The 12,313-nt window shown below is 56.5% G+C and carries 12 protein-coding genes; all 12 read left to right on the top strand.

The features are described 5' to 3' along the window. Nucleotides 1–310: 310 nt before the first annotated feature. The 12 genes from flhD (at nucleotide 311) to flhB (ending at nucleotide 12,309) form a co-directional block, all read left to right on the top strand. Entirely contained in the window at nucleotides 311–637 is a 327-nt protein-coding gene (gene flhD / locus ACU6HM_RS17965) for a flagellar transcriptional regulator FlhD (RefSeq protein ID WP_009455187.1), read from the top strand. Nucleotides 638–667: 30 nt separating this feature from the next. Then, on the top strand, nucleotides 668–1,318 hold the full coding sequence (flhC, locus tag ACU6HM_RS17960; RefSeq protein ID WP_009455185.1) for a flagellar transcriptional regulator FlhC: 651 nt from the start codon (nucleotides 668–670) through the stop codon (nucleotides 1,316–1,318). A 191-nt stretch (nucleotides 1,319–1,509) separates the two neighbouring features. Then, complete coding sequence (gene motA / locus ACU6HM_RS17955) at nucleotides 1,510–2,385, top strand: flagellar motor stator protein MotA (protein WP_009455183.1); 876 nt, start codon at nucleotides 1,510–1,512, stop codon at nucleotides 2,383–2,385. A gap of 12 nt (nucleotides 2,386–2,397) precedes the next feature. Next, nucleotides 2,398–3,336, top strand: a complete 939-nt coding sequence (motB, locus tag ACU6HM_RS17950) for a flagellar motor protein MotB (protein WP_009455181.1) — start codon at nucleotides 2,398–2,400, stop codon at nucleotides 3,334–3,336. 86 nt (nucleotides 3,337–3,422) lie between these two features. After that, complete coding sequence (cheA, locus tag ACU6HM_RS17945; protein ID WP_035269025.1) at nucleotides 3,423–5,504, top strand: chemotaxis protein CheA; 2,082 nt, start codon at nucleotides 3,423–3,425, stop codon at nucleotides 5,502–5,504. A 16-nt stretch (nucleotides 5,505–5,520) separates the two neighbouring features. After that, the gene (locus tag ACU6HM_RS17940) at nucleotides 5,521–6,021 is read left to right on the top strand and encodes a chemotaxis protein CheW (protein ID WP_009455177.1); all 501 of its coding nucleotides are present in this window, start codon (nucleotides 5,521–5,523) and stop codon (nucleotides 6,019–6,021) included. Between the two features lie 127 nt (nucleotides 6,022–6,148). Next, nucleotides 6,149–7,885, top strand: coding sequence for a methyl-accepting chemotaxis protein (locus ACU6HM_RS17935; RefSeq protein WP_021446832.1), 1,737 nt, complete (start codon nucleotides 6,149–6,151; stop codon nucleotides 7,883–7,885). A gap of 4 nt (nucleotides 7,886–7,889) precedes the next feature. Beyond that, entirely contained in the window at nucleotides 7,890–8,732 is an 843-nt protein-coding gene (locus ACU6HM_RS17930; protein WP_026484567.1) for a CheR family methyltransferase, read from the top strand. Nucleotides 8,733–8,794: 62 nt separating this feature from the next. After that, nucleotides 8,795–9,853 carry a protein-glutamate methylesterase/protein-glutamine glutaminase gene (locus ACU6HM_RS17925; protein WP_021446831.1) on the top strand — a complete coding sequence of 353 codons (1,059 nt, stop codon included), beginning with the start codon at nucleotides 8,795–8,797 and terminating at the stop codon, nucleotides 9,851–9,853. A 44-nt stretch (nucleotides 9,854–9,897) separates the two neighbouring features. Further along, the gene (gene cheY / locus ACU6HM_RS17920) at nucleotides 9,898–10,287 is read left to right on the top strand and encodes a chemotaxis response regulator CheY (RefSeq protein ID WP_009458133.1); all 390 of its coding nucleotides are present in this window, start codon (nucleotides 9,898–9,900) and stop codon (nucleotides 10,285–10,287) included. A 13-nt stretch (nucleotides 10,288–10,300) separates the two neighbouring features. Next, nucleotides 10,301–10,942 carry a protein phosphatase CheZ gene (gene cheZ / locus ACU6HM_RS17915; protein WP_021446830.1) on the top strand — a complete coding sequence of 214 codons (642 nt, stop codon included), beginning with the start codon at nucleotides 10,301–10,303 and terminating at the stop codon, nucleotides 10,940–10,942. A 215-nt stretch (nucleotides 10,943–11,157) separates the two neighbouring features. Further along, nucleotides 11,158–12,309 (top strand): flagellar biosynthesis protein FlhB, encoded by a 1,152-nt coding sequence (flhB, locus tag ACU6HM_RS17910; protein ID WP_021446829.1) that lies wholly within the window; start codon nucleotides 11,158–11,160, stop codon nucleotides 12,307–12,309. Nucleotides 12,310–12,313: the final 4 nt, after the last annotated feature.

Here is a 12,313-nt window from a genome sequence, read left to right as displayed (position 1 = left end):
TATGCAACAAAACATAAATTTGATACAGGCGCTTTGATCTTTGTCATGTTACATCTCGTTTATAACTACAACATTAAGTGAGCATCTGATAATATTCTGCTGTGTCTTGATACGTTTATTGCATATATTTATTGTTTTCCATGTTTTTAGGGCATTAAAAGAGAGTGTGTGTCGGAAACATCGAGAATGTAAAATTTATATTCACGCAATAGATTGCAAGGCATGATACATATTTATGTAACTTTATATGTTTTAAATGTGTTTTGTTACAAGAAACTGGCTGATTAACAGATTTACAAGGATGGCTGACATGCCCGTATCGGAAAATTCGCTGCTGAATGATATTCAGGAAGTCAATTTGTCGTACTTGTTACTCGCGCAGCGCCTGCTGCGGGAGAATTTTTCGGCAGGTATGTTCCGTTTGGGCTTCGATACTGATGTGGCAGAGACCTTGTTGCGTCTGTCGCCGGCCCAATTGGTCAAGCTGGCCAGCTCCAGCTCGTTGATTTGCGGCTTTCGCTTCAATGATTACGACCTGCTCACCACCTTGACGCAGGATGTGCTGGGAGGGGTATTGCAGCAGGCTCACTCCACTATTCTTCTGTCACAGCGCGCGACGGCAGAACAAGCCGGTTAAACCGGCTGCGAACTTATTACATCAAGAACTATGGCTATAAAAAGCGTCGCCAAAGAAGCCCAGGAAATTGGGCTTGCTTCCGACATGATTGAGCTGGGGGCGCGTTTGCAGGTCCTGCAAGCAGAAACATCATTAAGCTACGACCGGCTGGCCCGTTTGTACCGTGAAGTCAAGGGCTGCTCGCCACCCAAAGGGATGCTGCCTTTTTCTGTCGACTGGTTCATGACCTGGCTGCCCAATATTCATTCCAGCCTGTTCTATAGCATTTACCAGTTCATGGCCGTACATACGCCGTGCGACAAAAGTCGTGCACTGGTCGAGGCCTATCGCCTTTACCTGGAGCAATCGTCGGCCGGGCGTCTGGAAGTGGGGCCGGACGAAGAGCCCGTGCTGAGTTTTACCCGTGCCTGGATGCTGCTGCGCTTTTTTGATAGCGGTTTGTTGCAACTGTCCCAGTGCGAGCGCTGCAAGGGGGGCTTCGTGGCCCATGCGCACGATCCTGAATCAGGCTTTATTTGTGCCATTTGCCGTCCGCCACCACGGGCCGGCAAGACCCGTGCCAGCAAGGCGCGCAGTACACCTAAATCTCCGGGCGGCAAAAGTCGAAAATCAGAGCCGGTCAAGGAGCCGCAAGCCAGGGTCACGGGGCACGTCAACGCACAGGTAGACGTGCCCATCTAACAATAGCTTTTGTCGTCAGTGTGCAGCAAAGCCGGATAGATGCTGGTTTTTGATGTGGATCTGATAAGAATCTGAATGTGTCAAGGCAACTGGAAGCGTTGATCTAGGCTGGAAAAAGGCCATTAACGCGTCGTTTTAGCCCGGTTGCTTGCCGCCATCATTAGCAGCGTGTATTTGAAGAAGGCGTATCCGTGCTTATTATCCTTGGATATATCATTGTTTTCGTCTCCGTTTTCGGGAGCTTTGTGGGGCTGGGCGGGCACTTGGGTGCGCTATACCAGCCTTTTGAATTACTGCTGATTGGTGGCGCGGCCCTGGGAGCCTATTTTGCGTCCAACAGCGGCAAGTCCATCAAGCTGCTGGCCAAAGCGTTGCCGATTGCATTTCGCAGCAGCCCCTACAACAAGCAGTTGTACATGCAGTTGATGGGCATGTTGTCTGTGCTGCTGAACAAGGCTCGACGCGATGGCATGATGTCCATCGAAGCGGATATCGAAAACCCCGAACAAAGCCCCATCTTTGCTGATTACCCCAATGTGGTGAAAGATCCGGCTTTGATGAACTTTGTGTCCGACTACCTGCGTTTGATGATCAGCGGCAATATGAGCTCGTTTGAAATCGAAACGCTGATGGACCAGGACATTGAAACCCACCAGCACGAACGTAACGTGCCTGCACGTGCCTTGCGTGAAGTGTCTGACGCCTTGCCCGCTTTCGGGATTGTGGCGGCCGTGCTGGGTGTGGTGAAAGCGCTGGCCTCTGTAGACCAGCCGCCTGCCGTGCTGGCAGACCTGATTTCCAAGGCCATGGTTGGTACCTTCCTGGGTATCTTGCTGGCCTACGGCTTTGTCGCTCCCTTGGCTGCTACCATCGAGCGCCGTACCTCGGATTCGGTCAAGGTGCTGGAGTGCATCAAGGTCACTTTGCTGGCCAATCTGAACGGTTACCCGCCCCAGCTTGCCGTGGAATTTGGCCGTAAAGTGCTGTTTTCCTCCGATCGCCCTTCGTTCCAGGAGCTGGAAGAGCATGTGCGTCAGGCCCGCTCGGGTGCTGGTCGCAAAGCCTAAGCGGATGCGTTCATGAGCAATCATAAAGATCGCGTGGTCATCCGTCGCAAGAAGACGGCCCATGCCGAGCATCATGGTGGTAGCTGGAAAATTGCCTACGCCGACTTCATGACGGCGATGATGGCTTTTTTCCTGGTGATGTGGATTCTTTCCCTGGTTCCCAAGCAGGACTTGAAGGAAATTGCCGATTACTTCCGCATGCCCTTGATGGACGCCGTTTCGGGCGGCTATCAGGCCGACTATTCGCGCAGCGTCATTCCTGGTGGCCAGCCCAGCCTGGTGCCCAATCCCCATCCCGGCACGAACAGCAGTCAGGCGGCCGATGATCGCCAGGATGTGGAGCGTCTGGAAGATTTGAAATCGGCTCTGGAAGAACTGATCCGCATCGACCCCGTGCTGAAAGAGTTCCGTCCGCAACTACTGCTGGACATGACTCAGGACGGTTTGCGCATCCAGATTATCGACCGTCAAAGCCGCCCCATGTTCTCCACGGGCAGCGCACAGGTGCAGATTTATATGCGGGCTATTTTGCGCTCGCTAAGCGCTCCCTTGAACGAGATGCCTAACCGTATTCTGATTTCCGGTCATACCGACTCGCTGCAGTACGCCAGTGGCGAGCGTTTGTACAGTAACTGGGAGCTGTCGGCCGATCGTGCCAATGCGGCTCGACAGGAGCTGGTGGCTGGTGGTCTGGCCGAGGCCAAGGTCAAGCAGGTCGTGGGTTTGGCCGATAGTGTCAGCCTGGTTAAAGATAACCCCGCCGCAGCCGTAAATCGACGTATCAGCCTGCTCGTGCTCAATAGCCGGGCCGAACGACGCATGGACGAGCAAGCCGCAAGCGGTTCGGAAGAGTTTGATTTGCGCGAAGCCATGCAGGAGACCGAGGGGCCAATCAGTATTCATATTCCCGGTCTGCCTGAAATGCCTTCTGCCTTGCCAGTGGTGCCCTAGGGCTTGTTAACAGGCCCGACGGCCCAGGTGTTTGGGCTGTGCTTTTTGTTTTGTTGTTCTAAGCCATAACCAGGAAGGAAGTGTTCATGAGCTCCGGCGTAGATCTGAGTCAGTTTTACGAAACCTTTTTCGATGAAGCCGATGAGTTGCTGGCGGACATGGAGCGCTTGCTGCTGGAGCTGGATCTGGACGAGCCTGATCGCGATCAGCTCAATGCCATCTTCCGGGCCGCGCACTCAATCAAGGGCGGTGCAGGCACGTTTGGTTGCTTCGGTCAGCTGGCTGAAACTACCCACTTACTCGAAAATCTGCTCGATCTGGTCCGTAATGGCGAGATGCAATTGCGCAAGGACATGATTGACCTCTTTCTGGAAACCAAGGACGTGCTAACCGGACAAGTCAATGCCTACCGCGAGGAACAGGAGCCTGACGAGGAAGCCTATACCCGTATCTGCGCGCAATTGAGGCAACTGGCCCTGGAGCAAAAGGGCATTCTGGCAACGGACGCCAAAGGAACCGAAGCGATTCTGCAAGCCGAAGCGGAACCCGAGCCGGAACCGGCCGCCAATACGGATGGCTTGCCACTGTGGGTGTCCATGGGACCGGTATCGGATAAAGATGCGGAGGCGCTGCAACAAGAAATGGAGTTGATGGGCACCATCGTCCATCAAACCCGTGAAGGCGATCGCCTGGATATCTGGGTGGAAACCACAGGTTCAGCGGACGACATACTGGCCGTTTGCTGCTTTATTCTGAATGCCGATCAGGTGTCGGTAAAACCGGCTGCTGCTCCTGGGCAAGCGGCGGCTCCAGCATCCGCGGCTGCTTCTGCTCCTGCCGCCGCCGTGGTTGTCGAACCCGCCGCTGTCGCTCCGGCCGCTCCAGCACCAGCCCCTGTTGCGGCTGAACCTGAAAAAACCGAAACGCCTGCTCCTGCTGCTGCCCCTAAAGCTGCCGACAAACCCGCCAAGGCCGCGGCTCCCAAAGAGTCCGGCACGATCCGTGTGGGCGTGGAAAAAGTCGACCAGATCATCAATCTGGTGGGTGAGTTGGTGATTACACAAGCCATGCTGGTGCAAACTGCCTCGACGCTGGACCCGGTCGTGCATGATCGCCTGTTAAATGGCATCGAACAGTTGGAGCGCAATGCGCGCGACCTGCAAGAGTCCGTGATGTCCATTCGCATGATGCCGATGGATTACGTGTTCAGCCGCTTTCCGCGTGTGGTGCGTGAAAGCGCGGCCCGCATGAACAAGAAGATTCGTCTGGTCACCAAAGGGCAGGCCACCGAGCTGGACAAGAGCCTGATCGAACGCATTATTGATCCGCTCACGCACCTGGTGCGCAACAGTATCGATCATGGCATTGAAATGCCCGAGGATCGTCTGGCAGCGGGCAAGGAAGAAGAGGGCGTGCTGACCTTGTCGGCCCAGCACCAGGGCGGTCATATCATCATTGAAGTGGTGGACGATGGCGCTGGTCTGAACCGCGAACGTATTCTGAAGAAAGCCATGTCTTCGGGCCTGCCTGTCACCGAGACCATGCCGGACGACGAAGTGTGGCAACTGATTTTTGCCCCCGGCTTTTCCACCGCCGACAAAGTCACGGAAATTTCCGGACGCGGCGTGGGCATGGACGTGGTGCGACGCAATATCCAAAGCATGGGCGGCCATGTGCAGCTGTACTCGCGCGCAGGCAAGGGAACGACCACCCGTATTGTCTTGCCGCTGACGCTGGCGATTCTGGATGGCATGTCGGTCCAGGTGGGCAATGAGGTGTTCATCCTGCCGCTGGCTCACGTAACCGAATCCATGCAGCCCACAGAAGAGCAGTTGCGCAGCGTCACCGATACCGATCACGTCATGTTTGTGCGTGGCGAGTATCTGCCCCTGATTTCCCTGCGTGACATCTTCTCGGTTGAAGGGGCCGAGACTGATGTGACTCGTGCGATTGCCGTTATCTTGCAGGCCGAAGACATGCGCTTTGCCTTGCTGGTCGATCACCTGATTGGTCAGCATCAAGTCGTGGTCAAGAACCTGGAAGCCAATTATCGAAAAATTCCGGGTATTTCCGCTGCCACCATTTTGGGCGATGGCAGCGTAGCCCTGATTGTTGATGTTTTTGCCTTGCAACGTCTGGCGCGTGACCCCGCCTCGACGTGGGCCTGATTATTCGGAGATCTTTATGTCCAACGACTTTACTTCCCACTCCGAAGCTGCCGAGGCTGGCGGCAAGGAGTATCTGGTATTTACTCTGGGCGACCAGGAATACGGCATCGATATTCTGAAAGTTCAGGAGATCCGGGGCTACGACTCCCAGACCGTCACTCGTATCGCCAACGTGCCCAATTTCATCAAGGGTGTTACCAATCTGCGTGGCGTAATTGTTCCTATCGCAGACTTGCGGGTGCGTTTCAATATGGAACGGGTGGAGTACGACCACCAGACTGTAGTGGTGATTCTGAACTTGCACGACCGAGTAGTGGGTGTGGTGGTGGATGGTGTCTCGGATGTACTGGTGCTGCAATCGTCCCAGATCAGCGCTGCCCCCAGCTTCGGCACCGCCTTCTCGACCGAGTACCTGACCGGTATCGGTACGCTGGGCGAACGTATGCTGATTTTGGTGGATATTGAAAAACTGATGACCAGTGAAGAGATGGCTCTGGTTGACAGCGCAGTGGCCTGATCGCCCGAGTCTGTAAAGACTTGCCAGGCGGGGACTTGTTTAACGGGTCCTTCAAGGAATGTTCGGGCCGGGGGAGGCGTCACAAGCGCCTCTGATGTTCGGATCTACTCTAGACAAGGTGCTTGCAATGCTGGATGGATTACGTTTAGCCAATCTGAAGGTGCGGACCAGTCTGATTCTGGTACTGGTGTTTTTTTTAGCAATGCTGGTGGCAGGCGCCGCTCTGGGGATTTTGTCCTTGCGCGCCAATAACGGTGCGCTGCAAAGCATCGTGGTCAATCAGCGTGTAGGCTCGGCCATGTATCAGGCCATCGAGCGCTACAAAGAGACTCAAACCCTGATTGGACGAGCGGCCATCAGCTATGTGGTCAGCAATGATCTGCAAAACCAGGACTTGATGGCCGAGTGGAGCGATGTGGCTCCCAAAACCTCGGCGATCAGCTCGGCAACCCGTGATGCCCTGGACGCCACGCGCAAGCAGTTTGAGCTGGCCCAGGAATCCTTCTTTGAATACCAGGGTGTCGCTACCCAGCTGGAAGGCACCAATGATTACTACCAGCGTGTCGACGCGGCGTTCATGTCCCTGATGCAAGGTGGCGTGCTGCCCTTGATCGCCTACCTGGAGCAAGGTGATATTGCGGGTTTCCGCAGCTATGTGGCGACTACCACCAAGTTCCTGGAAGAGGATCTGTACAGCGCCTTGAACACCTTGCAGGAAGCTCAGCAGCGTTCTATCGACTCGCAATACCAGAAAGAAAACGACCAGTACAACATGGTGATCCGTCTGGTGGGTCTGGCCATGGTGCTTTGTCTGTTTATCTCCTTGGCCGTGTATGTGTTCTTGAATCGCATGGTGTTGCGCCCCTTGCGTCAGGCTGGTGCGCACTTTGATCGCATTGCCAGCGGGGATCTGACCCAGCGCGTGGAAGTGAAGTCCACCAATGAAATTGGTGTGCTGTATGACGCCGTGCGTCGCATGCAGGGCAGCTTGCAGTCCATGGTGCAAACCGTGCGTCAGGGCGTGGAAGAGATCACCTTTGGTTCGCGCGAAATTTATGTGGGCAATACGGACTTGAGCAGTCGCACGGAAGAGCAGGCCGCCTCCTTGCAGCAGACTGCGGCCAGCATGGAGCAGTTGGCCAGCACGGTTCGCCAGAACTCGGACAATGCCCAGCAAGCGGACCAGGTTGCCAAGAATGCTTCCGAAGTGGCTCTGCGCGGTGGCCAGGCGGTCTCTACCGTGGTGCAAACCATGGAAGACTTGTCGGCCAGTTCGGGACAGATTGCCCAGATCGTGAACGTGATCGACGGCATTGCCTTCCAGACCAATATTCTGGCCTTGAACGCCGCGGTGGAAGCCGCCCGTGCGGGCGAGCAGGGCAAGGGTTTTGCGGTGGTAGCCGGTGAAGTACGCAGTCTGGCCCAGCGCAGTGCGCAAGCGGCGCGCGAGATCAAGGGCTTGATCGAGCAGTCGCTGGCCAAAGTGAAAGAAGGGACTCGACAGGTGGATGAGGCGGGCAAGGTGGTCATGGAAGTGGTCAGCTCGGTACAGAGCGTAACGACCATCATGGCGGAAATTTCCTCGGCTTCAAACGAGCAGTCGGAAGGAATTGAGCAGGTGAATCGGGCGGTTGCGCAAATGGATGTGGTTGTGCAGCAGAACGCGGCCCTGGTCGAGCAGGCTACCGCTGCGGCGGGCTCCTTGCAGGATCAGGCAACCCGTTTGTCCGATGCGGTGTCGGCGTTCAAAGTCAGTGCGCAAGACATTATTGATGATCCGTTTGAAGCGCCCGAGCCGGAACGATTACGTTCTACCGAGCGTCTGTCGGCGGGGCCTTTTAGCGGGACCTTGGCCAGCCTGTAGTTATATGAGCACATCTGTGGAACCTTTTGTTTATACATTGCCCTCGATCCCGCAAGCCTCGAGGGCCGACTGTGAGCGAGCCGCGCGCTTGCTCAAGTCGTATGCGGGCATCATCTTAGGTACCCACAAAGAAGATATGGTTGCCCGCACGCTGGGTATGCGCAGTCAGAACGCGGGCATGCGCGAGGTACGCCAGTACCTGGATATTCTGGAACAGGACACCCATAGCCAGGAGTGGCAGGACTTCGTCAACGCCTTCACCATCAATCACACCGCGTTTTTTCGGGAACAGCATCACTTCGATATTCTGGGCAAGTTTGTCAGTACACGCGGCAAACCCCTGGATATCTGGTGCAGCGCCGCCTCTACGGGCGAGGAAGCGTATTCCATTGCCATGACGGTGCGCGAACACTGCCCCTCACCGGATGTGAATGTATCCATTCTGGCTAGCGATATTGACTCGGCTGCCTTGGACAAGGCCCGTCAGGGCGTGTATACCCTGGAGCGCATTCAGCCCGTGCCCGATTTGTGGCTGCCGCGTTACTTTCAGCGTGGCGTGGGCGCTCGCAAGGGGCTGGCACGCGTCAAGCCCGTGTTGCGCAATATGGTGGAGTTCGAGGAGTTCAATCTGGTGGGGCCGGCCTGGCCGTCTTCCAGCCGTTTTGATGTGATCTTCTGTAGAAACACCATGATTTATTTTGATCGTGATGATCAGACACGCATTCTGGAGCGCTTTGCCGCCGTCACCAAGCCTGGCGGACTGCTGTTTGTGGGGCATTCCGAGAACTTCTCCTACCTGACCAAGGCCTTTCGACTGCTGGGTCAGACGGTGTATGTCCGGAACTAGGGCCCATTAGTTTCACCCCGCCCCAAGCTCTGTTGGCGTTTGAAATCGGGATTATGAGTAGCATGAAGAAAATTCGAGTTTTGTGTGTAGACGATTCCGCCCTGGTGCGCAGCCTGATGGTGGAAATTATCAACAGTCATGCGGATATGGAAGTGGTGGCCGTGGCCCCCGATCCGCTGGTGGCGCGCGAGCTGATCAAAGAACACAATCCGGATGTGCTGACGCTGGACGTCGAGATGCCGCGTATGGACGGGCTGGACTTTCTGGAGCGCCTGATGCGCTTGCGTCCCATGCCCGTGGTGATGGTGTCCTCGCTGACCGAGCGCAATTCGGACGTGACCTTGCGTGCCCTGGAGCTGGGCGCGGTGGACTTTGTGACCAAGCCCAAGCTGGGCCTGCGGGACGGCTTGCTGGATTACTCGGACCTGATTGCCGACAAGATCCGCGCCGCCTCCATTGCCCGTCCACGTCGTGCGACCCCGGCCCCGGCAGGGTCCGCCCCGGCTCGTCGCCTGACGCACAACTTTTCGACCACTGAAAAACTGATCATGATCGGTGCATCCACAGGCGGCACCGAGGCCATTCGCCAGGTGCTGGAGCCTTTGCCGGCCAATTGTCCGGCCATCATGATTACCCAACATATGCCAGCCGGTTTCACGCGCTCGTTTGTGAACCGTCTGGATGGACTGTGTTCCATGCAGGTGCACGAGGCCGAAGATGGTCAGCGCGTGTTGCCCGGCCATGTGTATCTGGCTCCCGGTGGCGTGGCGCACATGAAGCTGGCCCGCTCGGGTGCCAACTATGTGGTCAAGCTGGTGGACAGTGAACCTGTCAACCGCCACCGGCCCTCGGTTGATGTGCTGTTTCACTCTGCCGCCGAGCTGGCCGGACGCAATGCCGTGGGTGTCATTCTGACCGGCATGGGCAAGGACGGCGCGCAAGGTTTGCTGGCCATGAAACAGGCCGGTGCCATGACTTTTGCCCAGGACGAAGCCACCAGCGTGGTCTTTGGCATGCCGCGTGAAGCCCTGCAAATTGGCGCGGCGGACATCGCCTTGCCCTTGGGGCAGATCAGCGAACGAATTCTAGCCAGTGTGGGGGCCTTTGGGCACCGTGTATAAACGGTCCTGAACGCACTGGCATGCTACTCATTTGGAGAATGTAAATGGTACAAAAAAATATAAAAATTCTCGTCGTCGATGACTTTCCCACCATGCGCCGGATCATCAAGAACCTGCTCAAGGATCTGGGATACGAGAATGTAGACGAAGCAGAAGATGGTCAGATGGGCCTGGAAAAACTGCGCAACGGCAATTTCGAGTTTGTGGTCTCTGACTGGAATATGCCGAATCTGGATGGGCTGGAAATGCTCAAGCAGATTCGTGCCGATGCCAACCTGTCCTCTTTGCCTGTGCTGATGGTGACCGCCGAAGCCAAGAAAGAGAACATTATTGCCGCCGCCCAGGCGGGCGCCAATGGCTACGTCGTCAAACCCTTTACCGCCGCAACTCTGGAAGAGAAGCTGAACAAGATCTTCGAGAAAATGGCCGGTTAATACGGAGTACGTCATGGATCCACAGCAAACACCGAATCATCCCGACCCCCAAAGCGTACCGGTTGATCTGGTCTACCGCATCGCCAATCTGACCCGCCTGCTGCGGGAAAGCATGCGCGAACTGGGTCTGGATCAGGCCATTAAAGATGCCGCGCACGCGATTCCGGATGCCCGTGATCGTCTGCACTATGTGGCTCGCATGACTGAGCAGGCCGCCAACCGGGTACTGAACGCGGCCGAGCAGGTGCGTCCTTTGCAGGAGTCCTTGCAAGAGGATGCCCAGGCCCTGGATGCCGAATGGGAACAGTGGTTTGAACAGCCTCTGGACCAGGACCAGGCCCGCGAACTGGTCAAGCGTACTCGAGGCTTCTTGCGCGATGTGCCCGTCAAGGCCCAGCAGACGCAGGACAATCTGCTGGAAATCATCATGGCCCAGGACTTTCAGGATCTGACCGGGCAGGTGATCACGCGCATGCTGGGTGTGGTTGGCACTATCGAGACCGAACTGGTCCAGGTGCTGGTCGATAATGTCCCCACAGAAAAACGCGAAGAAACTCAAAGTCTTATCAACGGCCCGGTGGTCTCGCCGGTAGCCTCGGAAGTGGTCACCAGCCAGGACCAGGTGGACGACTTGCTGGCGAATCTGGGCTTTTAATCCTCGCCCAAATTCGATCATCGCGTTCGCTTCAGAAAGGCGCTGCACCTTGCAGCGCCTTTTTGCTTGTGGGGAACAGCCTGCTTTTATCGGGCTTTCTCCGCGCTATCAGAGCCGCGGTGCTCTTTTAGAATGACCCCGCGGCCTGCAGTGCGAACGCGACATTCGTGCTGGGCGCGTGATTCATTCTTTCAATTCCTGCGTCTTGGCAGTCCATGGCAGAAGACAGCGATCTCGAAAAAACAGAACCGGCCTCACCCCGGCGCCTGGAGAAGGCGCGGGAAGAGGGGCAGGTGGCGCGTTCCAGAGAGCTGACGACATTCCTGATGCTGCTGGCCGGGATTGGCGGAATCTGGGCCGGAGCCAGCTATTTGTACGAGACTTTTGGCGGCATTGTGCGTCGCAGCGTCTGGTTTGATCCGCGCGTAGCGCACGATCCCAGCGCTATGGTGGTACAGGCGGCCGGTCTGGCAGGCGAAGCGTTAAAAGGTCTGGCACCGCTGTTCCTGCTGCTGGTTGTGGTCGCGATCTTTGCCTCGATCGCCCTGGGCGGCATGAGCTTTAGCGGCAAGGCCTTGCAGCCCAAGTTCGAGCGCATGAATCCGGCCAAGGGCATCAAGCGCATGTTTTCCATGCAGACCGTGATCGAGCTGATCAAGACCCTGGCCAAAGCCGGCCTGGTAGGTTCGGTGGCGGTGTATGTGATCTGGACCGAGCGCGAGCAGATGACGGCTCTGATGTATGTGCATCCCACTGCGGCCATAGCCACGGGGATGACGCTGATCATCAAGTGCTGTGCCCTGATCGCCGCCAGCTTGCTGGTGATTGTCTTGATTGATGCGCCCTGGCAGTTGTGGAGCTTTTACAAAAAGCTGCGCATGTCGCGCCAGGATGTGAAAGAAGAACATAAGGAAAGCGAGGGTGATCCGCATGTGAAAGGGCGCATCCGGCAGCAGCAACGGTCCATGGCCCGTTCGCGCATGATGTCTCAGGTGCCGGGGGCCGATGTGGTGGTTACCAACCCTACGCATTATGCGGTGGCCTTGAAGTATCAGGACGGCAAGGGCGGTGCCCCCCGTGTGGTTGCCAAAGGCACGGGGCTGATTGCTGCCAAGATTCGCGGGCTGGCCGCCGAGCACAAGGTGGCCATGCTGGAGGCGCCTGCGCTGGCACGGGCCTTGTACTTCAACGTGGAGCTGGAGCGCGAGATTCCTGTGGATTTGTACTCGGCCGTGGCTGAAGTGCTGGCCTGGGTTTATCAGCTTCGTAACTGGAACAAGGGGCAGGGCGAGCGCCCGATCATGCCCACCCGATTGAAAGTGCCAACTGGCATGGATGAAGGGCCACTGCGTTCGCGCAAACACTAAAAGC

Source organism: Alcaligenes sp. RM2, assembly GCF_052931795.1.
Note: the sequence above shows the minus strand (reverse complement) of the source record. Positions and strands in the feature narration are given on the sequence as shown.